At 50.8% G+C, this 23011-nt stretch carries 23 protein-coding genes and 1 tRNA gene; 9 read left to right on the forward strand and 15 right to left on the reverse strand.

Annotation, left to right across the window (positions count from 1 at the left end; all coding sequences use genetic code 11):
- Positions 1-62 precede the first annotated feature (62 nt).
- From rpmG to coaBC, 5 genes are all read right to left on the reverse strand, one after another.
- Positions 63-218 carry a 50S ribosomal protein L33 gene (gene rpmG / locus ACIDF8_RS01235; RefSeq protein ID WP_013441158.1) on the reverse strand — a complete coding sequence of 52 codons (156 nt, stop codon included), beginning with the start codon at positions 216-218 and terminating at the stop codon, positions 63-65.
- Between the two features lie 31 nt (positions 219-249).
- Positions 250-486 (reverse strand): 50S ribosomal protein L28, encoded by a 237-nt coding sequence (gene rpmB, locus ACIDF8_RS01240; protein ID WP_018986249.1) that lies wholly within the window; start codon positions 484-486, stop codon positions 250-252.
- A 95-nt stretch (positions 487-581) separates the two neighbouring features.
- Entirely contained in the window at positions 582-1034 is a 453-nt protein-coding gene (gene dut, locus ACIDF8_RS01245) for a dUTP diphosphatase (protein ID WP_412008810.1), read from the reverse strand.
- 123 nt (positions 1035-1157) lie between these two features.
- Entirely contained in the window at positions 1158-3230 is a 2073-nt protein-coding gene (locus tag ACIDF8_RS01250; RefSeq protein ID WP_412008811.1) for a TonB-dependent receptor family protein, read from the reverse strand.
- A 100-nt stretch (positions 3231-3330) separates the two neighbouring features.
- Positions 3331-4527: a bifunctional phosphopantothenoylcysteine decarboxylase/phosphopantothenate--cysteine ligase CoaBC gene (gene coaBC, locus ACIDF8_RS01255; protein WP_412009629.1), complete on the reverse strand. Its 1197-nt coding sequence runs from the start codon at positions 4525-4527 to the stop codon at positions 3331-3333.
- 100 nt (positions 4528-4627) lie between these two features.
- On the opposite strand from coaBC, the gene ACIDF8_RS01260 reads away from it, so the two are divergent.
- A complete protein-coding gene (locus ACIDF8_RS01260; protein WP_412008812.1) occupies positions 4628-5395 on the forward strand; it encodes a hypothetical protein in 768 nt (255 codons plus the stop codon).
- A 40-nt stretch (positions 5396-5435) separates the two neighbouring features.
- Positions 5436-6110, forward strand: a complete 675-nt coding sequence (gene radC / locus ACIDF8_RS01265; RefSeq protein ID WP_412008813.1) for a RadC family protein — start codon at positions 5436-5438, stop codon at positions 6108-6110.
- 20 nt (positions 6111-6130) lie between these two features.
- On the opposite strand, the gene ACIDF8_RS01270 is transcribed toward radC, so the two are convergent.
- Together ACIDF8_RS01270 and ACIDF8_RS01275 are read right to left on the reverse strand one after the other, a co-directional pair.
- Positions 6131-6206, reverse strand: a tRNA-Val gene (locus ACIDF8_RS01270).
- A 147-nt stretch (positions 6207-6353) separates the two neighbouring features.
- Positions 6354-6554, reverse strand: coding sequence for an ANTAR domain-containing protein (locus ACIDF8_RS01275; protein WP_412008814.1), 201 nt, complete (start codon positions 6552-6554; stop codon positions 6354-6356).
- Positions 6555-6839: 285 nt separating this feature from the next.
- Between ACIDF8_RS01275 and ACIDF8_RS01280 the strand changes: the two genes are divergently transcribed.
- From ACIDF8_RS01280 to ACIDF8_RS01305, 6 genes are all read left to right on the forward strand, one after another.
- Complete coding sequence (locus ACIDF8_RS01280; RefSeq protein WP_412008815.1) at positions 6840-8894, forward strand: carbon starvation CstA family protein; 2055 nt, start codon at positions 6840-6842, stop codon at positions 8892-8894.
- Between the two features lie 27 nt (positions 8895-8921).
- Positions 8922-9110 (forward strand): YbdD/YjiX family protein, encoded by a 189-nt coding sequence (locus tag ACIDF8_RS01285; protein ID WP_412008816.1) that lies wholly within the window; start codon positions 8922-8924, stop codon positions 9108-9110.
- A complete protein-coding gene (locus ACIDF8_RS01290; protein ID WP_412008817.1) occupies positions 9101-9367 on the forward strand; it encodes a TIGR03643 family protein in 267 nt (88 codons plus the stop codon). Before ACIDF8_RS01285 ends, ACIDF8_RS01290 begins: the two co-directional genes overlap by 10 nt.
- 103 nt (positions 9368-9470) lie before the next feature.
- The gene (gene ilvD / locus ACIDF8_RS01295) at positions 9471-11327 is read left to right on the forward strand and encodes a dihydroxy-acid dehydratase (RefSeq protein ID WP_412008818.1); all 1857 of its coding nucleotides are present in this window, start codon (positions 9471-9473) and stop codon (positions 11325-11327) included.
- Positions 11327-12262 (forward strand): D-hexose-6-phosphate mutarotase, encoded by a 936-nt coding sequence (locus tag ACIDF8_RS01300; RefSeq protein ID WP_412008819.1) that lies wholly within the window; start codon positions 11327-11329, stop codon positions 12260-12262. Before ilvD ends, ACIDF8_RS01300 begins: the two co-directional genes overlap by 1 nt.
- 204 nt (positions 12263-12466) lie before the next feature.
- Positions 12467-12790 carry a c-type cytochrome gene (locus tag ACIDF8_RS01305; RefSeq protein ID WP_194748704.1) on the forward strand — a complete coding sequence of 108 codons (324 nt, stop codon included), beginning with the start codon at positions 12467-12469 and terminating at the stop codon, positions 12788-12790.
- A gap of 81 nt (positions 12791-12871) precedes the next feature.
- Here ACIDF8_RS01305 and ACIDF8_RS01310 read toward each other — a convergent pair whose 3' ends face one another.
- From ACIDF8_RS01310 to ACIDF8_RS01345, 8 genes are all read right to left on the reverse strand, one after another.
- Complete coding sequence (locus ACIDF8_RS01310; protein ID WP_412008820.1) at positions 12872-14266, reverse strand: amino acid permease; 1395 nt, start codon at positions 14264-14266, stop codon at positions 12872-12874.
- A 68-nt stretch (positions 14267-14334) separates the two neighbouring features.
- Positions 14335-15639: a M18 family aminopeptidase gene (locus tag ACIDF8_RS01315; RefSeq protein ID WP_412008821.1), complete on the reverse strand. Its 1305-nt coding sequence runs from the start codon at positions 15637-15639 to the stop codon at positions 14335-14337.
- 1 nt (position 15640) lies between these two features.
- The gene (gene hemF, locus ACIDF8_RS01320) at positions 15641-16555 is read right to left on the reverse strand and encodes an oxygen-dependent coproporphyrinogen oxidase (RefSeq protein WP_412008822.1); all 915 of its coding nucleotides are present in this window, start codon (positions 16553-16555) and stop codon (positions 15641-15643) included.
- A gap of 6 nt (positions 16556-16561) precedes the next feature.
- Positions 16562-17830, reverse strand: coding sequence for a phosphoribosylamine--glycine ligase (gene purD / locus ACIDF8_RS01325; protein ID WP_412008823.1), 1269 nt, complete (start codon positions 17828-17830; stop codon positions 16562-16564).
- A gap of 98 nt (positions 17831-17928) precedes the next feature.
- Entirely contained in the window at positions 17929-19533 is a 1605-nt protein-coding gene (gene purH, locus ACIDF8_RS01330; RefSeq protein ID WP_412008824.1) for a bifunctional phosphoribosylaminoimidazolecarboxamide formyltransferase/IMP cyclohydrolase, read from the reverse strand.
- A 90-nt stretch (positions 19534-19623) separates the two neighbouring features.
- The gene (locus ACIDF8_RS01335; protein ID WP_412008825.1) at positions 19624-19860 is read right to left on the reverse strand and encodes a helix-turn-helix domain-containing protein; all 237 of its coding nucleotides are present in this window, start codon (positions 19858-19860) and stop codon (positions 19624-19626) included.
- Positions 19860-20900 (reverse strand): tRNA dihydrouridine synthase DusB, encoded by a 1041-nt coding sequence (gene dusB, locus ACIDF8_RS01340; RefSeq protein WP_412008826.1) that lies wholly within the window; start codon positions 20898-20900, stop codon positions 19860-19862. The genes ACIDF8_RS01335 and dusB overlap by 1 nt, the downstream gene beginning before the upstream one ends.
- Before the next feature lie 78 nt (positions 20901-20978).
- Complete coding sequence (locus ACIDF8_RS01345; RefSeq protein WP_412008827.1) at positions 20979-21605, reverse strand: TetR family transcriptional regulator; 627 nt, start codon at positions 21603-21605, stop codon at positions 20979-20981.
- A 199-nt stretch (positions 21606-21804) separates the two neighbouring features.
- Between ACIDF8_RS01345 and ACIDF8_RS01350 the strand changes: the two genes are divergently transcribed.
- The gene (locus ACIDF8_RS01350) at positions 21805-22983 is read left to right on the forward strand and encodes an efflux RND transporter periplasmic adaptor subunit (protein WP_412008828.1); all 1179 of its coding nucleotides are present in this window, start codon (positions 21805-21807) and stop codon (positions 22981-22983) included.
- The last annotated feature ends 28 nt before the right edge of the window (positions 22984-23011 follow it).

The following is a 23011-nucleotide window of genomic DNA, read 5'->3' on the forward strand; positions in this document are numbered from 1 at the left end:
GTTCAAGACCAATAAAAAAGCCTGCATATGCAGGCTTTTTTATTAAAACATGAAACTAAAAATTATTTCAGTTTCGTTTCTTTGTACATCACGTGCTTGCGAGCAACGGGATCAAATTTTTTGATCTCCATTTTTTCTGGCATAGTACGTTTGTTTTTAGTAGTGGTATAGAAATGACCTGTACCAGCACTGGATTCCAATTTGATTTTTTCACGCATGATATTGTCCTTTGCTCACTAGTGCTGCGAGTTAGATTTTTTCGCCAGCAGCGCGCAAATCAGCCAATACTGCATCGATACCATTTTTGTCGATGGTACGCAAAGCGGCGTTAGTAATGCGCAGGCTTACCCAGCGGTTTTCGCTCTCAACCCAAAACTTACGGTTTTGCAAGTTAGGCAAGAAACGACGTCTTGTTTTGTTTTGTGCGTGGGAAACGTTGTTGCCCACCATAGGTTTTTTACCGGTTACCTGACATACACGTGCCATGGTTATCTCCAAATACTTTTATCTTTTCAGAAAGAGCGAGATTATAGATTGAAATCTAAGATCAAATCAAGCAATTATTGCAATTTTTCAAATAATTAGTGCTTGCCAGTGCTACCAAAGCCACCTTCACCGCGCTCACTGCTGGTAAATTCATCCACGATATGAAAATCTGCCTGCACTACCGGCACAATCACCATCTGCGCAATACGTTCCATCGGGTTCAAGATGAAGGGCTCTTTACTACGGTTCCAGCAAGAAACCAGCAACTGTCCCTGATAGTCCGAGTCAATCAGTCCGACCAGATTACCCAAAACGATGCCGTGTTTATGTCCTAGGCCAGAACGCGGCAGGATCATGGCAGCATAGTAAGTGTTGTCGATGTGAATCGCCATGCCGGTTGGGATCATAATGGTTTCTCCCGGCTGTATGGTTTGCGTATGTTCAATGCATGCCCTTAAATCCAACCCTGCTGACCCAGGTGTGGCGTAATTTGGCATCATGTGATGCAGGCGGGGGTCAAGGATTTTAAGGTCTACGGTAATTGACATGCGGAAAGCTCCAGAAACTGATTGCGCTATTAAACACGAAATAAAGCTGAAAATCACTAAGTGCGATCAGTCCAGCTAACAAAAAAGCCAGCATAGGCTGGCTCTTTAATATGAGATTGTTATTTAAAACTTGTATTGTGCATTTATTCCAACTAGGTAATTGCGACCTGCAGCAGACTCATAAAAGCGTGCGTTTGTGTCATTAACACGAACGGCGCCTATGTACTCGCGATCAAACATGTTTTCTAATCTAATATATTCTTTAAAATTCCAATGACTGAGATTTTGTTCGAGGCCTGCGCGCAGGTTAAAAATCGTATAAGAAGGTGCGCTTTGCGAGTTAATATCATCAACATAAACCTTGCTGTTATATCTTCCTTCTAATGCTGTATAAAATCCCAAAGGTTGATATTTCCAGGCCACTTCACCGTAAAGTTGATTTCGATACGTACCAGGGATGTAATTACCCGATTCAATCAGTCCGTTATTTCCAACATAGGACGAGCTATATTTCGCATTGAGAAATGAGTATGAAAAGTAAGTGGTGATATTGTTTTCATAACGGGTATCAAGGGATATCTCAGTACCATAACGTTTAGTATTGTTTGCATTCGCGTAAACTGATCGCCCATTACTGTTTGCAGAAACAACGAGTTCATCTTGGGTGTTAATCCTGAATGCAGTTAGTGTGAGTAAGGAGGAATCCGTAATATATGCTTTGGCACCTACTTCATAATTGTTACTTTGACTCGGTTTGAGCGTTAAATTTGGTGTCGCAGAGGCGGCCGTACTATTGTAAGCAGCTTCAATAAAAGTGGGTGTCTCAAATCCTTTGCCAAAATTTGCATAAAGATTGAGCGCAGGTGTAACTTTCCAGGTGGCTCCCAAAACAGGGTTAGTCTTTTGGTAGTCAACTGAGCCACTATTATCAGGTGGAGTTAACTGGTCATTTACTTTTAGAGTGACTTTTGTATGACGAACACCAGCATGCACGTCAAAATTATCGGTTAACGCAAGTTTTCCTTGAAGATATTGGTCGAAGTTATCGACAATATTATCTTCGATTCTATTAGGACCTAAACCTGTTCCCTGAATGTTGGTGTCTTTGCGCGCATCAGTCGATTTTCCATAATTCAGTCCAAGGCTGATATTGTATTGTTTTCCTGCTACCTCACCTCTATTGTCCCAGCGTAAGTCTGAACCATAGAACTCTCTGGAAATTTGACTTGATCTAGCATTCGAGCCTGTCGCATTTGTTGCCAAAATCTGATTGTTTTCGCGCGTGCCAACATAGGTAATCAAATTGATTGTATTGTTGGGATTGATTGTATGTTCAAAATTAAATCCAACTTGCGTGTGGCTGCGAGATACTCTTGTGTTCGCGTTCAAAGTAGCTGGAACGACCCCTTTTCGATCACTTGCAACATCAGCTTTCGTCAATCCACCAGGATCTTGGGCATCTTGATCAAACCAGTTAATTAAAGTGGTGATTTTGGTATCTTCTGTCAGGTTGAATTTGAATTTGGCAGTCGCCATTTGCTTGTTGCTTCTACTATGTTCACGGTAACCATCAGATTCAAAGTTTGAAACATTCAGCATATATTCCATGCCTTCAAGCTGGCCAGCGGCTTCAAGGACATTGCGTTTGGTGTCATAGCTGCCGAACATGGAAGTTGCACCTATCGTAGGCGTGGCTGGTGCGTCCTGGGTGAACATTTGGATCACCCCGCCTGATGAGTTGCCATAAAGTGACGAAAATGGCCCGCGCATCACTTCAATGCTTTTGATTGCAGACAAGTCGACCACGCCGGGTTGGCCTTGGCCATCTGGCATAGTCAGCGGGATGCCATCTACGTAAATACGAATGCCGCGCACCCCAAACGATGAACGTGCACCAAAACCACGGCTGGAAATCTGTGGATCTTGTGCTTGTTGGGTCCGGTTTTGCGCGGTGATGCCGGGCACGCGAATCAGGCTTTCAGACAGATTGATCTGTAGCTGACCATCTTTGATGTTTTTTTGCTCGACGACGTCAATCGCGACCGGCAGGTCAAAACTGTTTTGTGCTTGACGGGTGGCAGTGACCACAATCGGTGACAGGGTAACCGTGTTTCCCTCATCGGCCAAGCCATTGAGCGGGGTGGTGAAAACGGTTGCAATGGCAATCGTTAAGGGGCTGAGGCGGAATGTACGCATTTTAATTCTCTACTTAAAATCAAACTGCGCGATTGTAAGCTGTGCGTAAGCTTTCTCGGCTCAGTATTTTCATGAAAATACTGGCGAAACAGGATGCCGTTTAATCTAGATCAAGCTGCGTATACAGATGGGAGAGAATCTCGAAAGCGATGTTGATTTTTTCGTCCATCTGCAGCGTGGTTTCTCCTTGCGCATCAATAATGGTGACGGCATTCTGGTCACTGCCCATGGCGCTGTTGGCGTGGTTGGCGATGATCATGGGAATCCGTTTTGCCAGCCGTTTTTGGCGAGCGTAATCAAGTACTCGATCAGATTCTGCCGCAAATCCAACACAATAGGGCGCGTTAGGTAAGGAGGCGACATCGGCAAGAATGTCTTTATTTTTTATCAACTCTATCGAGAGTGTTTGCTCACTTTTCTTGATTTTTTGCGATGAAGTCGTGCTTGGCCGGTAATCGGCCACCGCCGCAACGGCGATAAATATTTGCTGGTGGGCGATATGTTGCATCACGGTCTGGTACATCTCATTTGCGCTACCAGCAAAATAAGCTTGGCTGACTTCTGGACGCGCAACCTGGCTGTGACCATAGACCAGGGTGACCGTAGCCCCCATGCGGGTGGCTACCTGAGCCAAGGCAAATCCCATTTTGCCACTACTCAGGTTAGTGATGCCCCGTACCGGATCCAGCATTTCCATTGTAGCGCCTGCTGTAATCAGGATGTTTTTGCCGGCTAATCGTTTGGGGGTGAAGAAGCGATAGAGTCCTTCTACGAGGTCTTCTGGTTCCAGCATTCTGCCTTGGCCAACCTCGCCACATGCTTGCTCACCACTGGTGGGCCCAAGGATGGTGATGTGATCTTGCAAAAGCTGCTGTATATTGCGCTGGGTGGCAGGGTTTTCCCACATTTGCCGGTTCATGGCTGGTGCAACAAGAAGTGGGCACTCACGTGCGAGGCATAGGGTGGATAGTAAGTCGTTCGCAAAGCCATGCGCCAGTTTAGCCAAAAGATCGGCACTGGCCGGTGCCACCAAAATGGCATCTGCCTGGCGGCTAAGTTCAATATGCGGCATGCCATTGGCGATGCGCTGATCCCAGCTATCGATAAATACCGGTTGACCAGAGAGTGCTTGCAAAGTGGTGGGCGTAATGAAGTGTGTGGCTGCCTCTGTCATCACCACTTGTACACGGTGTCCTTGCTTGACGAGTAATCGCACCAATTCTGCCGTTTTATAAGCGGCAATCCCACCGGTCACTCCAAGCAATATATTGAATGTTTTTGCAGGCCTTGCGTTCATGATGTGCATTTTAACTGCAAATGCAGGTTGTGCAGTATTTTTGAAATCCACGATGAATCTTTAAACATGTTAACATCTGGTCATCCCTTGGGTGGCATCTATGATAAAGACTGTCCGAATTTTCTTCTGGGTGCTTGTGATCAGCGCCGTGCTAGTGCAACTCTGGCAAGAGTATGACGCCCTGCAGTGGCGGCATCCGCTCAAAGTAGCGTTATATCCGATCAATGCCGATCAATCGGAGACTTCTGCTAGTTATATTGCCAGCTTGCGTGCCGAGGATTTTGAGCCTTTGGCGACCTTTTTTTCGCGGGAGGCCGCCAAGTATCAATTGCCCTTGCGGCGGCCGATCACGTTTTATCTTGGTCCCGAAATTCAAGCCGTCCCTCCGCCACCACCTGCCGTGCAGGCACCGTTGTACGAGATTATTGTATGGAGTCTGCAATTCCGCTGGTTTGCCTGGCGACATCAGCCAGCGGTTGGCATGCCGGTAGATATCAAGTTGTATTTGCTCTATCACGATCCGGCGCGCCATCGGCATTTACGGCACTCAACCGCCTTGCACAAAGGCCGCATTGGCCGGGTCAACTTGTTCGCCGAAAATAGTCAGCATCCCGTCAATGCCATCATCGTGGCACATGAGCTCCTGCATACGCTCAGCGCAACAGATAAATACGATCTGAATACCCACCAGCCACTGTTTCCGCAAGGCTATGCCGAGCCTTATGCACAACCACTCTATCCGCAATCGATGGCTGAGGTCATGGCGGGGCAGGTGCCGCAGTCGGCCCAAATATCCAGAATGGCAAAGGGGTTGGATCAGGTGGTGATCGGGCGGCCTACCGCACGCGAGATCGGGTGGTTGCGCTAAAAAAATACAAACGAGTAAAAATACAAAAGGGAGGGGTGTGATGGCAATTACAGACTGGCCGGAACAAGAGCGGCCCAGGGAGAAACTGTTGCGTACGGGGGCTGCCTCATTGTCCGATGCGGAATTACTCGCCATTTTTTTGCGGGTCGGCATTGCCGGTAAAACGGCTGTTGATTTGGCAAGGGACTTGCTGCAGCACTTTAAGAGCCTTAACGTTGTATTTTCAGCAGATATCAAACAAATGTCCCTGGTACCCGGCATGGGAGTGAGTAAATATTGCCAATTGCAGGCAGTCCTGGAGATGAGCAAGCGGGCGTTAGGGGAAACCTTGCAACAGAACGACAGTTTTCGTTCGCCAAGTCAGGTAAAAGCCTACCTGCAATTGCAGCTATCTTCATTGCAGCGTGAGGTGTTTGGGCTGCTGTTTCTTGATGCACAAAATCGGCTGATTGCTTATGAAACTTTGTTTGAGGGCAGCCTGATGCAGACGAATGTTTACCCGCGTGAAGTGGTGAAGCGCGCGCTGGCGCTGAATGCCGCCGCTGTGATCCTGAGTCACAATCATCCCGGCGGCGTCGCGAGTCCAAGTCGGGCAGATGAGCAGTTAACGCAGAGCTTGAGGGAAGCGCTGAGGCTGGTAGAAGTAAAGGTGCTTGATCACATTATCGTGGCCAGGCAGGAAACGTTTTCTTTTAGCGAGCAGGGATTGATTTGAAACAGAATGCAGGCTGGGAGTGGTGGGTGCTAACGGGGTCGAACCGCTGACATTCGCCTTGTAAGGGCGACGCTCTACCAACTGAGCTAAGCACCCATGCCTTGCAACGAAGGGCGCATTATACCGAAACTCTTTTTTAGTGCAAGCACATCGCCGCAATAAATGCTGTGTTGGGCGGATGGCGAGAAAATGGGAGATGGTAAAACATACAGCGAAACTGCTGTGCCATTGAAGCGAGTTGCGTTAAGTGGTGAGCCGTTTGGTGATGTTGACAAGTTGTAGCGAAATATCGGCAATCCCGGTTTTACGTTTGTAAGCCATTTCAGCTAACAGTGAATAAGCCTGGTCCTCGCTGAGGCCGCGCTGGTGCATCAGGATGTCGCGGGCGCTATCTACCAGCTTCTGATCTTCAAGACTCAGAATGTCGCTTGGGGTAGGAGGCATGCCAGTAGCCATAACAGAATTGGGTAGTCTCATTGATCATTTACTCATCGTTTGCGATAGAGTTTTAGCAAACTGCATGCCAGCCCCAATTTCTTTGATAACAATATGATTTTATAGGGGAAATAAATGTATGGGTATGTTGAAGCTTCTTTTAGCAGTGCCAAGGTGTTGCACCACCTCAGTGCGGTTGCACCAGTACGCAAGAATTGTTGGGAAGGTGTGAATTTTGCGCTGAAGAATGCTTTTTGTTACAGTGCGAAAGATTAGAAAAAAGGAAGAAACAGCATGTTAAAAGGGTTGTTGGGGCGTGTTTTGTGGGGCTTGCTAGCGGTGTTGGGGGCGGTTGCTTTTGCACAAATCGCCTGGTGGCGTGGTGAAACGCTCAACGCACTCTGGCTGATCACAGCGGCAGTGTGTGTGTATCTGATTGCCTATCGTTTTTATGCGGCCTGGATTGCGGCCAAAGTCCTGAGTATTGATGCCACCCGGGCGACGCCTGCGGAGCGGTTGAGTAATGGGCGTGATTACGTGTTGACTAACCGCTGGGTGGTATTTGGCCACCATTTTGCTGCCATTGCCGGACCTGGACCCTTGGTTGGCCCTACCTTGGCTGCGCAATTTGGTTTTTTGCCAGGCACCTTGTGGATATTGATTGGTGCAGTATTGGGTGGGGCGGTTCAAGATATGGTGACGCTGTTTTTATCTACCCGACGAGAGGGTCGCAGTCTAGGGCAGATGGCGCGCGATGAAATCGGTGCCATTGGTGGGACGGCAGCACAGATTGCCACCCTCGTGATCATGATTATCTTGATTGCAGTGCTGGGGCTGGTGGTGGTGAATGCCATGAAGCACAGCCCGTGGGGGACCGCTACGGTTGCCGCGACCATTCCAATTGCGATGATTGTTGGCGTTTACATGCGCTATCTGCGTCCTGGTCATGTGCTGGAGGCGTCGTTGTTGGGGGTTATTTTATTACTGGCCTCAGTGGTGTTTGGTGGCTGGGTGGATCATCATCCTACCCTGGCTGCGCTGTTTGATCATGAAGGGTTGCCCTTGGCCTTTAGTGTGATTGCCTATGGTTTTGCTGCCGCTGTATTGCCCGTGTGGTTGCTGCTGGCGCCACGCGATTACTTATCCACTTTTATGAAACTCGGCACAGTGATGATGCTGGCCGTGGCGATTTTATGGTTGCGGCCTGAGATCCATATGCCGGCAATCACGCCGTTTATTGATGGCACTGGGCCCATTTTTGGCGGTAAGTTATTTCCGTTTGTGTTTATCACCATTGCCTGTGGCGCAATTTCTGGTTTCCATGCCTTGATTGCCAGTGGCACTACGCCCAAGTTAATTTCCAGTGAGGGCGATATCCGCATGATCGGTTATGGCGCCATGTTGTTGGAGAGCTTTGTTGCCATCATGGCGATGATTGCAGCAACCGTACTTGAGCCAGGGGTGTATTTTGCGATCAATAGCCCGGCAGGGGTGGTGGGTAAAGAAGCACTGGATGCGGTGAATACCATCAGTAGTTGGGGTTACCAGGTGACAGTTGAGCAGATGCAGCATCTTTCCGCCGCCATGGGTGAAAGCACCTTGTTCGCCCGCACTGGCGGCGCGCCTAGCCTGGCGGTGGGGATGGCCAGCATACTGGGGACGGTGTTTGGGGAACATCTGCTGGCATTGTGGTATCACTTTGCCATCATGTTCGAGGCTATTTTCATTCTCACCACCTTGGATGCAGGTACGCGGGTGGGGCGTTTCATGCTACAAGACATGTTGGGTAACTTGCATCCTAAGTTAGGGGAAACCTCTTACACGCCGTCAGTGGTATTCACCAGTGCGTTAATTGTTGCTGGCTGGGGCTATTTCTTGTATATCGGGGTGATAGACCCGAATGGTGGCGTCAATATTTTATGGCCGCTGTTTGGCATTGCCAACCAGATGCTCGCTGCGATTGCCCTGTCGGTTGCCACCGGGATCTTGATCAAGTCTGGTCGCGCGAGCAAAGCTTGGATCACTGCGCTACCCTTGGTCTGGTTATTGGTGGTCACCACCTGTGCGGCGTACGAAAAGATTTTTAGCCAGGATGTCCGGGTGGGGTTTTTTGCTGCAGCGAATGATTTGGCGCAAAAGTTGTCTACTGGCGTATTGCCGCCAGAAAAGGCGGCTGTGGCCCCGCAACTGATTTTTAACCAACAGCTAGATGCCTGGCTCACCTTGTTTTTTGTCAGCATGCTATGGGTGGTGGTGCTGGACATGGTGAGGATGAGTTGGCGTAGCCTGACAGGCTTGCCAGTCAACCCAGAGAGTGAAGCGGCTTATGTGGCCACAAAATTGGGCTAACGATCAAAAATATACAAGGGATTCAACATGCAAGTGCTAAAGCAGCTTTGGCGAAGAGTGCGGCAGCTCTCTGGTGACGATGCCTACGAACGTTATTTAGCGCATTATGCCGAGCATCATGCGCATTTGCCTGACGCGCCGCCTCCGCTGGGGCGTGCGGCTTTTTTCAAGCAATGGCAGGATCAGAAATGGACAGGCGTTAAACGGTGTTGCTAACTGAGATTAATACAGGCGATATTCCGCGCATTATTGAGATGGCGTGGGAAGACCGGACGCCTTTTGAGGCGATTGCCAGCCAGTTTGGGCTCAGGCAGGCAGACGTGATTGTCCTCATGCGTCAGCAATTGAGTCCAGCATCGTTTATTGCTTGGCGCAAACGGACGCGGGGCCAGCATACCAAGCATCAGGCATTACGCAGTCAAGCCGTCACTCGGCATTGCTCACACTATCAACACAAGCAATACCGCCCTTAGCATTTTTTATCGTCCGGCCTGAATGTAACAAAGCTGTTTCAGCCGCGCATGCCGCTAAGGATTCGGTTAAAATAGGATTTTAACGTCAATCCTAGTGTTTCTCATGCCTAAATACCGTTCTCACACGACCACGCAAGGTCGTAACATGGCTGGTGCTCGCGCTTTGTGGCGTGCCACTGGTATGAAAGATGAAGATTTTTCTAAGCCGATTATCGCAGTGGCAAACTCCTTTACGCAGTTTGTCCCCGGCCATGTCCATTTAAAAGATCTTGGCCAGCTGGTTGCCCGCGAAATTGAAAAAGCCGGAGGGGTTGCCAAGGAATTTAATACGATTGCTGTCGATGATGGCATCGCCATGGGGCATGGTGGCATGCTTTACAGCTTGCCTAGCCGCGATCTGATTGCAGACAGTGTGGAATATATGGTGAATGCGCACTGTGCGGATGCGCTGGTGTGTATCTCTAACTGCGACAAAATCACGCCTGGCATGTTGATGGCTGCTTTGCGGCTGAATATCCCCGTGGTATTTGTGTCTGGCGGCCCAATGGAGGCCGGTAAAGTCAATTGGCAAGGCAATATTCGCAAGCTGGATCTGGTTGACGCCATGGTAGAAGCGGCTGATAGCCATGTCAGTGATGAAGAGGTGGCAGAGGTTGAACGATCGGCATGCCCCACCTGCGGCTCCTGTTCCGGCATGTTTACGGCCAACTCGATGAACTGCCTGACTGAAGCCTTGGGCCTGAGCTTGCCTGGTAACGGTTCTACGCTCGCTACCCACGCTGCACGCAAGCAATTGTTCCTGCAAGCGGGCCGCTTGATTGTTGACTTGGCCAAACGTCACTATGAGCAGGACGATTACAGCGTGCTGCCACGCAGCATTGCGACCATGCAGGCGTTTGAAAACGCGATGAGCCTGGATGTGGCGATGGGCGGCTCTACCAATACCGTGTTGCATTTGCTGGCAGCCGCGCATGAAGCGGGCGTGGATTTCACCATGAAAGACATTGACCGTATTTCACGTCAGGTGCCTTGTGTTTCCAAGGTGGCGCCAGCGACCAGCAAGTACCACATGGAAGATGTGCATCGTGCGGGTGGTGTTATGGGGATCTTGGCTGAATTGAATCGTGCCGGTGTCATCCATACAGCGGTGCCAACCGTTCATAGTCCAAGTATGGGCGAAGCGCTCGCCAAGTGGGACATCATGACCACGCAGGATGAGGAAGTGAAGAAGTTTTACCGTGCAGCGCCTGGCGGGATTGCAACAACCATCGCCTTTAGCCAAAGCATGCTGTGGCCAGAGCTGGATAATGACCGCCAAAACGGCTGTATCCGTGACAAGGCGCATGCTTACTCGCAGGATGGTGGCTTGGCAGTGCTGTATGGCAATATCGCCTTGGATGGCTGTATTGTGAAAACAGCAGGCGTTGATGACAGTATTCTCAAGTTTACTGGCCGCGCCCGCGTGTTTGAAAGCCAGGATTCTGCCGTTGAGGCAATATTGGCCGATAAGATTGTTGCTGGCGATGTGGTGGTGATTCGTTACGAAGGACCTCGCGGTGGACCTGGGATGCAAGAGATGTTGTATCCGACCTCATACCTGAAGTCCAAAGGCCTTGGTAAAGCATGTGCCCTGTTGACAGACGGCCGCTTTTCTGGCGGCACTTCGGGTTTGAGTATTGGCCATGCCTCACCAGAGGCCGCTGAGGGTGGCGCGATTGGTTTGGTGCAAGAAGGTGACACGATTGAGATTGATATTCCGAATCGCACGATCCACCTGGCTGTGACCGATGAAGAAATGGCGCACCGACGTGCCAACATGGAAGCCAAGGGTGCCCAGGCTTGGAAACCTTTGAGCCGTGAGCGCCTGGTTTCGCCTGCCTTGCGCGCTTATGCGGCCATGAGCACCAGTGCTGCCAAAGGCGCTGTGCGCGATGTGACCCAGATTGAAAGGGGAAGATAATGAATGACGAATGTAGCATCCTCGCCAAAAGCATGGAAATGACCAAGCGCATGAAATTGCATGCGCATGTCAATCAATGGCAAGACGAAAACGGCTTGCAATACCTCGAAATTGATAACCCGCTGGCAACTGGCAAGATCGCCTTGCAGGGCGCGCATGTCATGCATTGGCAACCTAAGTTCCTTTCGCATCCCGTCTTGTGGTTATCCAGCAATGCGCGCTATGTCAAAGGCCGTTCTATCCGCGGTGGTGTGCCTATTTGCTGGCCATGGTTTGGTGCCCATCCCACAGACAGCACGCTCTGTCCGCATGGTTTTGCGCGCGTGATCCCCTGGCGGGTGATGGATATTGATGCCACGCCGACCGGCGCTACCCGCATTATCCTAGAAATGCAGCAAACGCCCGAAGCCCAGCGCCAGTTGTCTTATCCTTATGAGTTGACCTTGACCATCACCATTGGCCGCCGCCTGCGTATTGACTTGGCGACGACCAACCTGGCTGAACATCCGTTTGTGATCGGCGAGGCATTCCACACCTACTTTAATGTCAGTGACTTATCCAATATCAAGATCACAGGCATGCAAGACCTGGTGTATCTGGATAAGCTGCTTAAATATGAACGCAACGTTGAGCACAATCCCCTGACATTTAATGGTCACGAGTATGACCGTGTCTATGTCGATCACAGTTCAGATTGCTCTATTCATGATAGCGGCTATAACCGCATCATCCATGTCTCCAAGTCTGGCAGTGATACCACTGTAGTGTGGAACCCAGGTGCCGATAAAGCGGCAACCATGGGCGATATGGGGGTAGGCGAGGAGTGGCGTAGAACGATTTGTGTGGAAACCACCAACGCCCTGGATAATATGGTGGTGATTAATCCAGGCCGCAAACATGTCTTGAGCGCAGAGTATTCGATCGAGACCTTGTAACGTTGTTGTGACACGTGTCAACCATCTTGTTTCACGTGCGTTTTTAGGCTGTTGGCAAAACGCCAAACTGGTTCAAATTATCAATATGGCCACGTATTTTAGCGGTTTTACTATTGTAGATTTTAGCTGGTCAGGTAAGATGCCACATGCACGAAAATTGCATTTCGGGGTTCTATTTATTTAGAGGATATTCAAGGAGATCGCATGAAAGTTTTATTATCCGCAATCGCAGCAGCGACCATGTTGATGGCTGGTTCTGCGCACGCTGTTGACGCTGCCGCTGCGAAAGCATTGGCGCAAAAAAGTGGCTGTTTGGCTTGCCATAGCGTGGATGCTAAAGTATTGGGCCCAGCTTACAAAGACGTTGCTGCTAAATACAAAGGCGACAAAGGTGCTGAAGCTAAATTGATCGCTAAAGTTAAAGCGGGTGGTAGTGGTGTTTGGGGCAATATCCCAATGCCAGCAAACAGCCCACAAGTGAAAGACGAAGACATCAAAACCATCGTTGAGTGGGTATTGTCTCTGTAATTCCCAGCGCTGCTGAGAAACAAAAAAGCCGACTGAATAGTCGGCTTTTTTATTCCCATCAAAACACACTCTGTGTATGAATTAGCGCAAGCGGCTGTGTTTAAGGGAGTAGACAAAATAGAACACCACGCCAACGACGGCCCACAAGCCAAAGCGATGCCATGTCGAGGCAGGCAAGAATGACATCAGTGCGGCGCAGGTGATGACGCCACCTAACGGGATCAGGGGATTAAAAGGATTTTTAAACGGACGAGGTAAGTCTGGGTGGGTTTGACGCAGTCTGATGACACCGATGCAGACCATAATAAAGCTGGCCAAGGTCCCAATATTGACGGTTTCAGCCAACTCTCCCAACGGAATAAAACCAGCCACGATAGAAACGACGGTGCCGCAAAGCAAGATGATTTTGCTGGGAGTTTGGCGGTCAGGATTAACGGCTGAAAATACCGGTGAAATCAGGCCGTCACGGCTCATGGCAAATAAAATGCGGGTCAGGCCATAGAGGAGCACCAGCAGCACGGTAATCAAACCGGCTAGTACGCCAGTTGCAACGAGCGTGGAGGACCAGGTATAACCCAGCTTGGTTAGTGCATAAGCGACCGGTGAGGAGGTGTTGAGTTCGCTATATGGAATCACCCCGGTCAATGTACCAGAGACAATGATATAAATGATTGTACAAAAAGCCAGGGAAGCGATCAGCCCAATTGGCAAGTCACGCTGTGGCAGTTCGCATTCTTCGGCTGCAGTTGAAACCGCATCAAAGCCAAAATAAGCAAAAAAGACCAGCGAGGCGCCCGCCAGCACGCCAATGTTTTTACCGTTATCCAACGTTTCAAACCAGCCAAACGGCATAAAGGGCAGCCAGTTTTCCGTATGAATATGCCCCACTGACAAGGCGAGAAAAATTGCAATCGTCGACAGCTTGATGATAACCATGAGATTGTTCGCCCGCGCACTTTCCTTGACGCCAACCATGAGCAGCAAGGTGAGTATCCAAATGATGGCAAAGGCAGGTAAATTAATGGTTCCGCCTAACACCGGCGCCTTGGTCAGGTGTTCGGGCAGGTGCAGGCCGAGGTTACTCAAGGTATTTACAAAGTAGCCTGCCCAGCCATTGGCAACGGCTGCCGCGCCAACGCCGTATTCCAGCAATAGCATCCAGCCCATCATCCAGGCGGCAAACTCGCCGAAGGCAACGTAACTGTAACCATAGGCACTGCCAGACCCGCCAAGGGAGGAAGAGAGTTCTGCATAAGAGAGTGCGGCAAAGCCTGCCGCAATGGCTGCGATAATAAATGAAAGGACGACGGCTGGGCCGGATTGCGTTGCAGCAGCGATGCCGGTCAAGACAAAGATGCCAGTGCCGATGGCGCCGCCTATGCCAAGTAAGGCTAGGTCAAAGGCGGTTAAACATTTTTTCAGGCCAGTGTGCGCATGTGGTTGAATAGGTTTTTTGCGCAATAATTGTTCTAACATTGATTGATTCTCCCCAGGTCCGTCTAGGGTAAAGCAATCGTTATACCAGCGTCAATGCTGGGCGAGTGTTAGCTGGCGTAATGCTGGATGAGTGTGGCAATCATGTAGCTATGATCAAGCACGCCCGCGCTTTCACGCAGGCTGTGCATGGCCCACATCGGATTGCCGACATCGACGGTAGCAATCCCCAATTGCGCGGCCATGATAGGCCCTATGGTACTGCCACAGCCCAAGTCAGTGCGGTGTGCATATTGCTGGTGCGGCACTTTCGCCAGTGCGCACAGTTGCATAAAACGGGCTGCCGTGACTGCATTGGTGCTGTAGCGCTGATTGGCATTGGTTTTGATAACCGGCCCCTGGTTGATCTGGACATGATGGCAAGGTTCGTAACTGCCTGCATGGTTAGGATGAAACGCATGCGCCATATCTGCACTAATAAAAAAACTGTTGGCAAAACTGCGCAATTTGTCCTCTTGGCTCAGCCCAGAGGACAGGCACAGACGATTGATCACATCGATTAAAAAGCTGCCGCCTGCGCCGGTTGCGCTTTCTGAGCCGACCTCTTCATGGTCAAACAGTGCACATATCAACGTGGATTGTGGTTTTTCAACCTGGGTGATTGCCTCTAAGGCTGCATGGCAAGAGGCAAGATTGTCCAGTTGGCTGTTGGCAATGAATTCCTGCGCCATGCCCCAGAAGCTGCCGCGTTGGGTATCATAAAAGGCGAGATCCCAGCCGGTGATGGCTTCTGTTGGCACGGCCAGTTTACCCGCCAGGGTAGCTGTCAGTTGCTGTTTGGCTTCTGCGGTATTGGCTGCATGGCCAAAAATGAGCGGCAAACCGGTTTGCTTGTTGAGGACCAAGCCTTTTTCATTCACTTCGCGGTTCATGTGGATGGCCAGGTTGGGCAAGCGCGCAATGGATTGATCTAATCTGACCAGTCGCGTCTGAACCCCTTCCTCGCTATGCAATACCACGCGCCCGGCAAGACTCAGGTCGCGGTCGGTAAAAGTGGCGAGGATAGGGCCGCCATAGACTTCAACCCCGAGCTGCGCCAGGCCCTCTGTCGCATAAGCGGCTTGCGGTTTGAGGCGCAGGCCTGGTGAGTCGGTGTGTGCCCCCACAATGCGCAGGCCGCTTTCAACCAGGGGGCGCTGACCCAGCACAAAAGCAATGATGGAACCGCCATCGCGCACGACAAAATATTTACCGCCCGCTTTGAATTGCCAGGGTTCATTTTCACGCAAATTTTTGAACCCATGGGCTTTGAGCTGGTTGGCGGCAGTGTCCACTGCATGCCAAGGGCTGGGGCTTTGATCAATAAAATCCAGCAGGGCTTGCGCGTGTTGTCTGGCTTCTACTGAAACTTGCATATTAAACCCAGTCTTTCTCAATCAAAAAGTCAGTGTAGAGTTTTGCTTCTGCGCTATTGGCTTCCGGTTTCCAGTCATAGCGCCATTTGACGATCGGTGGCATAGAGAGCAAGATGGATTCCGTACGGCCGTTGGACTGTAAGCCAAAAATGGTGCCACGGTCAAAAATCAGGTTGAATTCGACATAACGGCCACGGCGGTATGCCTGGAAGTCACGCTCACGTTCGCCGTAAGGCGTCTCTTTACGCCGCTGCACAATTGGCAAATAGGCATTAATAAACGCATCGCCCACGGCACGTTGTAAGGCAAAGCTTTTGTCAAACCCCAGTTCACTAAAGTCATCAAAAAACACACCGCCGATCCCGCGGGGCTCCTTGCGATGCTTTAGGAAAAAGTAACTATCACATTCTTTTTTGAATTTAGGGTAATAGTCGGCCCCGAAGACGGCGAGCGCCTCTTTATTGACGCGGTGAAAATGAACGCAATCTTCCTCAAAGCCATAGTAGGGCGTGAGATCCATGCCGCCGCCAAACCACCAGATATCTTGCTCGCCAGCGTGTTGTGCCTTGGCGACAAAAAAGCGTACATTCATATGCACCGTCGGTACATAAGGGTTATGCGGGTGAAATACCAAAGACACGCCCATGGCCTCCCACGGCCGACCGGCTGCCTCAGGATGGGCGACACTGGCGGCTGGCGGCAGCTTGTTTCCAAGTACATGCGAGAAACCGACGCCAGCACGCTCAAACACATTGCCGCCTTCTAGCAGGCAAGAGTTGCCTCCGCCACCTTCAGGGCGTTGCCAGCTATCCTGTAAAAAGGTTTTACCGTCAACTAACTCAATGGCTTCGACAATGCGCACCTGCAAGCCTTGCAGGAAATCAAAGACGGCCTGGGGTTGGATGGGGTTTGTCATGAATGTTTAGTTTTTGATGGCGCGGTAACCGATATCTTTACGGTACTGAGCACCGTCAAACTGGATTTGTTCCAACACTTTGTAAGCTTGCTGCTGTGCAAACTTGACGGTTTCCCCCAACGCAGTCACGCATAAGACACGGCCGCCGCTGGTGACAACCTTGCCATCCTTAAGCGTTGTGCCGGCGTGGAATACGTGGCCATCTTGCACCTGTTTTGGCAGGCCCTGAATTTCATCACCTAATCGCGGTGTTTCCGGGTAATTGGCACTGGCCATCACAATGCCGAGCGCGAAGCGATGATCCCATTCCGCATTGGCCTCATCAAGAGAGCCATTCACTGCATGTTCAGCCAGTTCGACCAGGTCTGACTTCAAGCGCATCATAATCGGCTGCGTTTCAGGGTCGCCCATACGGCAGTTGAACTCCAGTGTTTTGACCTCACCGCTAGGTGTGATCATCAAGCCGGCATAGAGGAAACCAGTGTAAGGAATGCCGTCCTTGGCCATGCCTTCTACGGTAGGGATAATAATCTCGCGCATGGCTTTGGCGTGAATATCCGGGGTGACCACTGGCGCAGGGGAGTAAGCCCCCATGCCGCCAGTGTTAGGCCCCTGGTCAGCATCCAGCAGGCGTTTATGGTCTTGGCTGGTGGCGAGCGGCAGGATGTTTTTGCCATCAACCATGACCATGAAGCTGGCTTCTTCGCCCGTTAAAAATTCTTCAATCACCACCCGTGCGCCCGCATCGCCGAGTTTGTTGTCAGACAGCATCGCATCGACTGCGGCATGGGCCTCTTCCAGCGTCATGGCCACAACCACCCCTTTGCCCGCAGCCAAGCCGTCGGCTTTAATGACAATCGGAGCACCTTCGGTGTCGATATAGGCGTGTGCCTGCGTGGCATCACTAAAGGTTTGGTATTTTGCGGTTGGAATGTTGTGCCGCACCATAAATGCCTTGGCAAAGTCCTTGGAGCTTTCCAGTTGTGCGGCGGCTTTGGTGGGGCCGAAAATTTTGAGGTCAGAGGCGCGAAACGCATCGACTACCCCCTGGGAGAGTGGCGCTTCTGGCCCCACAATGGTCAGCGCAATTTGCTCGTCTTCGGCAAATTTAACCAGCTCGTCTATTTTGGTGATGGGTACGTTGACCATGTCAGGGTCAGTCGCGGTGCCCGCATTGCCAGGCGCAACATACACACGGCTTACTGCCTTGTTTTGCGCCACTTTCCAAGCCAGCGCGTGCTCACGTCCACCCGAACCAATGACTAAAATTTTCATTTTTTGTTACCTAATTGAGTTAGAGCCACAGCGGGCACAGAGACCACAGAGAAAACCATCATTTAAGCAGTTCTCTGTGCGCTCTGTGGCAAGTAGAATTAATGTCTAAAGTGACGAATGCCAGTCACCACCATGGCCAAACCACGCTCGTCGGCGGCGGCAATGACCTCCTCATCGCGCATGCTGCCACCTGGATGGATGACACAGCTGGCACCGGCATCGGCCAAGACATCGACGCCATCACGGAACGGGAAGAAGGCGTCAGAAGCGACGACTGACCCTTGCAAGCTCAAGCCGGCATTCTGTGCCTTGATAGCGGCGATTTTGGTGCTGTCGACACGACTCATCTGGCCTGCGCCCACGCCTAATGTCATGCCATTGCCACAGAACACAATCGCATTGGACTTGACGTATTTAGCCACATTCCAGGCAAACAACAGGTCTTGCATTTGTTGCGGTGTCGGTTGCAGTTTGGTGACAACTTTGAGGTCAGCCAATTGCATCTCATGGTTGTCAGCGGATTGCAGCAAAATGCCGGAACCGACACGCTTAGAATCCACGGCATTGCGGCCTTGCGCCCAAGGTGTGCTACCGCCTTGTGGCAGGGCGATTTTCAATACACGCACATTGGCTTTTGCAGTGAAAATAGCCAAGGCTTCTGGTGTAAAGTCTGGCGCAATCAGGACTTCTACAAATTGCTTGCTCACGGCTTCTGCTGCAGCGCCATCCAGGGTAGTGTTGAACGCGATGATGCCGCCAAACGCGGAAGTCGGGTCGGTTTTAAATGCCTTGCTATAGGCCTCCAGCGCGTTGATGCCGACAGCCACACCACATGGGTTCGCGTGTTTGACGATGACACAGGCTGGGCCTGTGAATGATTTCACTGCTTCCCATGCGGCATCCGCATCCGCAATATTGTTGTAGCTTAGCTCTTTGCCTTGCAGTTGCTGCGCAGTTGCCAGGCTGCCGGGAGCCGGGTACAGGTCACGGTAGAAGGCGGCTTGCTGGTGGCTGTTTTCGCCATAGCGCAGATCTTGTACTTTGACAAAGTTGCTGTTCATTTGGCCAGGGAACTGGCTTAAAACCGGTTTGCCTGCGGCTTCGGTTTCGCTAAAGTCGATGGCGGACAAGTAATTGCTGATAGCCGCATCGTATTGGGCAATGCGGTTAAATGCCGCGACAGACAACTTAAAGCGGGTGGCTTTAGAAACGCTGCCATGGTTGGCCTTCAGCTCACTGACAACCTCGGCATATTGTGCGGCGTCTGTCAGTACGGCCACGTCATTCCAGTTTTTGGCGGCGGATCGCACCATTGCCGGGCCACCGATATCAATGTTCTCAATGGCATCTTCAAGGGTACAGTTAGGCTTGGCCACGGTCGCTTCAAACGGGTAGAGGTTGACTGCCAACAAATCGATATTCTCAATACCATATTGCTGCATGGCGGCCACGTGCTCAGGTAAATCGCGGCGGCCTAACAAGCCACCATGGACTTTAGGATGCAGTGTTTTGACGCGGCCATCCAGCATTTCTGGAAAGCCGGTAAAGTCGCTGACTTCTTTCACTGGAATCTGGTGGTCACGGAACAGTTTGGCTGTGCCGCCCGTGGAAAGGATTTCTACACCCAGCTGGTGCAGGGATTGTGCCAGTTCAAGCACACCGGTTTTATCGGAAACACTGATAAGCGCGCGTTTAATCGTCATAATGAATTGAATGGGGTTGCAAAAATAAAAATGAAAAGGCCTAAAAATGGAAAAGGTCTGATGCTTGGGTGTCATCAGACCCGGATATTGCTACTCGAGGCCGTAGGCGGCCATTTTTTTTCTTAAGGTGTTGCGGTTAATGCCCAGCATGTCGGCGGCTTTGCTCTGGTTGCCGCCCACTTTATTCAGTACATATTCCAGCATGGGCTTTTCTACACAGCCCAGCACCATCTCGTAGATCGCGTGTGGAGGCTGCCCATCCAGATGCGTAAAATAATCGTCCAGAGACTCGCGTACAGCGAGACTTAATTTGCTATCGGTTTGCATTAGGCTGCGAGCTCCTGGGTCCCGGTTTCTTGATCCAGTTCATGCGCTTCGGCATAGACCAGGCGGTCATTTTTCGCGCGGAGCTCGGCAAAGAAGTCATTGATGGCTTGTAACTGTAATTCTATGGTTTGCAGCGTGTTCATGTTGTGGCGGAAGGCGGCAGAGCCGGACAAGCCTTTGGTGTACCAGGAAATGTGTTTGCGTGCCACGCGCATGCCAGTCAGGTCGCCATAAAACGCATACAAATCATGCAGATGTTCTAGCATGACCTGATGGATTTCATCGACAGTGGGTGGCAGCATGTGCTCGCCGGTGTTCAGAAAGTGCTCAGTTTCACGGAAAATCCAAGGGCGGCCTTGTGCAGCACGGCCGATCATAACCGCATCGGCTTTGGTGTAATCCAGCACAAACTTGGCTTTTTCCGGGGTGGTGATATCCCCATTGGCAATTAGTGGAATATTGATTTGCTGTTTGACGGCGGCAATGGTGTCGTACTCTGCATCGCCATGATAAAGGTCGTTACGGGTGCGGCCATGAATCGTCAGCGCCTGGATGCCGATGTCTTCAGCCATTCTGGCAATCTGGATGGCATTTTTATTTTGTCTATCCCAGCCGGTACGGATTTTCAGGGTGACTGGTACATCGACAGCATTGACCACCGCTTTGAGGATTTGGGATACCAGGGGTTCATCCCGCAAGAGCGCAGACCCAGCCATGACGTTACAGATCTTTTTGGCTGGGCAACCCATATTGATGTCGATAATTTGGGCGCCATTATCGACGTTGTGTTTGGCTGCCTCGGCCATCATCGCTGGCTCGGCACCGGCAATTTGTACCGAGATCGGGCTGACTTCACCTTCATGATTTGCGCGGCGTTTGGTTTTTTCACTGCCATATAATAAAGAGTTCGAGGTCACCATCTCGGACACCGCGAGCCCTGCACCCATTTTTTTGCACAACATGCGGAAAGGACGGTCAGTCACGCCCGCCATAGGGGCAACCACCAGGTTATTCTTGAGTTGATGCGGTCCGATTTGCATGGTTGGGTAAGTCAGTGAAAAGACTGACTATTTTAACTGCAAATCGCCGATGAGGGAATGTTTAACGGTGAATTTTGCTTATTTTTTACGCAGGTTGATGTGTGTGTGGATCAATTGCATGGCGCGGTCACGGAATAATGTTCCTTCGGTGTCTTTGACCCACATATGCAGCAAGCCTGAGAAAAACAGGTGGGTGTCCCACGCCAACTCGTGCGGGCTGAGCTGGGTGCCGACTTGGCCGATTTCCTGCGCTTTGGCATAAGCTTGTTCCATTTTATGCACGAGTCCGCTACAGTTACCTAAAATAGATTTCAGCACCTCGGCAAACTCATCGACATATTCGCATTTGGTCATCATGACTTCATAAGTCGCACGCGTGGTGGTGTCGTCGTTAAGAATCTGTACGGTGTTTTCCAGGTGTTTGCGAATGCGGCCCAGTGGATCAATATTGGAATCGTCTGCATTTCCCAGCAAAGTGTCATCCATGCGGTCTATCAAGGGTAAATAGACTTCTTCACGCATGGCGTGAAATAGCTCGGCCTTGTTCTGAAAGTGCCAATAGACCGCGCCGCGGGTAACGCTGGCATTGGAGGCGATTTGTTCAAGGCTGGTGCGGCTTACGCCCTTTTGCAGGAACATTTCGCGGGCAGCATCAATAATCCGTTGGCGGGTGATGGCGGCATCTTCTTTGGTTTTACGTACCATAAGTATTCATCGCTCTTTCAAAAGTTCATGAATGATTCATTTAAATGACGTATTTTATCAGGGGTCATTTGCTGATTGTGACAACTGAGTAACAGGCAGAATTTTTACAAAACCCATTTACATACATTCTTGTTTGTATATAATATACATCCAAGAGTGTATGTAATCAAGTCTATTTTAAAAACTTTAAGAGGATAACATGTTGATTTCACAGACTATCCAGCCTCGTCGCGCTTTGCTCGTGCTTGCATTAAGCTTGGGATTAAGTGCTTGCGGAAAATCTTCACAGCAGCAAAATCCAGCCGCAGGTGGTATGCCAGCGATGCCGGTCACTGTGCAAACGGTAACCGCTGAAACCATCCCGGTGCAGACCGAAGTGGTGGCCCAAACTGAAGGTGCCAAGCAGATTGAAGTGCGCCCCCGCGTTGGTGGCATTGTGCTTAAGCGCCTGTACCAAGAAGGGGATGCGGTCAAGGCCGGGCAGGATATGTTCTTGATTGATCCGGTGCCGTTCCAGTTGCAGGTGGATCAGGCCAAGGCCCTGATTGCACAGCAAAAGGCCAGAATTGAACAGACGGCACGTGAAGCCCAACGTCTCAAAGGCTTGCTGGATAGCCGCTCTATTAGTCAGCGTGAATATGACAATGCGGTTTCAGATAACTCTGTGGCCGCTGCGACCTTGCTGCAATATCAGGCCCAACTGAGAGAGGCGGAATTAAATCTGTCCTATACGCATGTCAAGGCGCCGGAAAGCGGAATTGCTGGTCGTTTCGTTTTATCTGAAGGGGCCTTGGTCAGTGCCAACACCACTTTGCTCAGTACCATTGTGCAACTGTCACCAATTTGGGTGCGTTTCAGTTTGTCTGAATCCGAACTCATGGCCTTGGGCGGACATCTGCGTCCAGGACGTGTGCAAGATGTACGTTTGATCCTGGCTGACAATTCTGAATACCGCCAATCCGGCAAAATCAACTTTTCTGCCAGCCAAATTGATCCGGCATTGGGGACGCAACAGCTCAGGGCAGAATTCCAGAATGCTGACAGTGCATTACTGCCAGGCCAGTTTGTGCGGGTACGTCTGACCACAGGCAAACGCGATGGCGTGTTCCTGATACCGCAGACCTCTGTATTGACCGGTCAACAAGGTAAGTTTGTATTTGTGGCTGAAAAAGATAAAGATGGCAAAACGGTTGCTGCGGTCAGGCCGATTGTGGCCGGTGGCTGGTTTGATAACCGCTGGACCGTACTGGAAGGCTTGAAGGCTGGTGATCAGGTGATTATTGATAATCTGATCAAAGTCAGGCCCGGTGCACCCGTTGCGCCGCACGCTCCAGAGGCTGCGCCTGCGCAAGGGGCTGCTGCGCCAGTCAAGTCCTGATGCACGCATCCTCTTTTTGAATAAGCCC

The organism is Methylophilus sp. 3sh_L, assembly GCF_046766015.1.
Lineage (GTDB): Bacteria > Pseudomonadota > Gammaproteobacteria > Burkholderiales > Methylophilaceae > Methylophilus.

What these genes read in the sequence shown, in the direction of transcription:
- ACIDF8_RS01250 (WP_412008811.1), bottom strand. Translation starts at nt 3,230, where the DNA reads ATGCGTACATTCCGCCTCAGCCCCTTAACGATTGCCATTGCAACCGTT.
- purH (WP_412008824.1), bottom strand. Translation starts at nt 19,533, where the DNA reads ATGACGATTAAACGCGCGCTTATCAGTGTTTCCGATAAAACCGGTGTG.
- ACIDF8_RS01305 (WP_194748704.1), top strand. Translation starts at nt 12,467, where the DNA reads ATGAAAGTTTTATTATCCGCAATCGCAGCAGCGACCATGTTGATGGCT.
- purD (WP_412008823.1), bottom strand. Translation starts at nt 17,830, where the DNA reads ATGAAAATTTTAGTCATTGGTTCGGGTGGACGTGAGCACGCGCTGGCT.
- hemF (WP_412008822.1), bottom strand. Translation starts at nt 16,555, where the DNA reads ATGACAAACCCCATCCAACCCCAGGCCGTCTTTGATTTCCTGCAAGGC.
- ACIDF8_RS01350 (WP_412008828.1), top strand. Translation starts at nt 21,805, where the DNA reads ATGTTGATTTCACAGACTATCCAGCCTCGTCGCGCTTTGCTCGTGCTT.
- ilvD (WP_412008818.1), top strand. Translation starts at nt 9,471, where the DNA reads ATGCCTAAATACCGTTCTCACACGACCACGCAAGGTCGTAACATGGCT.
- dut (WP_412008810.1), bottom strand. Translation starts at nt 1,034, where the DNA reads ATGTCAATTACCGTAGACCTTAAAATCCTTGACCCCCGCCTGCATCAC.
- ACIDF8_RS01300 (WP_412008819.1), top strand. Translation starts at nt 11,327, where the DNA reads ATGAATGACGAATGTAGCATCCTCGCCAAAAGCATGGAAATGACCAAG.
- radC (WP_412008813.1), top strand. Translation starts at nt 5,436, where the DNA reads ATGGCAATTACAGACTGGCCGGAACAAGAGCGGCCCAGGGAGAAACTG.
- coaBC (WP_412009629.1), bottom strand. Translation starts at nt 4,527, where the DNA reads ATGAACGCAAGGCCTGCAAAAACATTCAATATATTGCTTGGAGTGACC.
- rpmB (WP_018986249.1), bottom strand. Translation starts at nt 486, where the DNA reads ATGGCACGTGTATGTCAGGTAACCGGTAAAAAACCTATGGTGGGCAAC.
- rpmG (WP_013441158.1), bottom strand. Translation starts at nt 218, where the DNA reads ATGCGTGAAAAAATCAAATTGGAATCCAGTGCTGGTACAGGTCATTTC.
- ACIDF8_RS01335 (WP_412008825.1), bottom strand. Translation starts at nt 19,860, where the DNA reads ATGCAAACCGATAGCAAATTAAGTCTCGCTGTACGCGAGTCTCTGGAC.
- ACIDF8_RS01345 (WP_412008827.1), bottom strand. Translation starts at nt 21,605, where the DNA reads ATGGTACGTAAAACCAAAGAAGATGCCGCCATCACCCGCCAACGGATT.
- ACIDF8_RS01275 (WP_412008814.1), bottom strand. Translation starts at nt 6,554, where the DNA reads ATGCCTCCTACCCCAAGCGACATTCTGAGTCTTGAAGATCAGAAGCTG.
- ACIDF8_RS01260 (WP_412008812.1), top strand. Translation starts at nt 4,628, where the DNA reads ATGATAAAGACTGTCCGAATTTTCTTCTGGGTGCTTGTGATCAGCGCC.
- dusB (WP_412008826.1), bottom strand. Translation starts at nt 20,900, where the DNA reads ATGCAAATCGGACCGCATCAACTCAAGAATAACCTGGTGGTTGCCCCT.
- ACIDF8_RS01310 (WP_412008820.1), bottom strand. Translation starts at nt 14,266, where the DNA reads ATGTTAGAACAATTATTGCGCAAAAAACCTATTCAACCACATGCGCAC.
- ACIDF8_RS01285 (WP_412008816.1), top strand. Translation starts at nt 8,922, where the DNA reads ATGCAAGTGCTAAAGCAGCTTTGGCGAAGAGTGCGGCAGCTCTCTGGT.
- ACIDF8_RS01280 (WP_412008815.1), top strand. Translation starts at nt 6,840, where the DNA reads ATGTTAAAAGGGTTGTTGGGGCGTGTTTTGTGGGGCTTGCTAGCGGTG.
- ACIDF8_RS01315 (WP_412008821.1), bottom strand. Translation starts at nt 15,639, where the DNA reads ATGCAAGTTTCAGTAGAAGCCAGACAACACGCGCAAGCCCTGCTGGAT.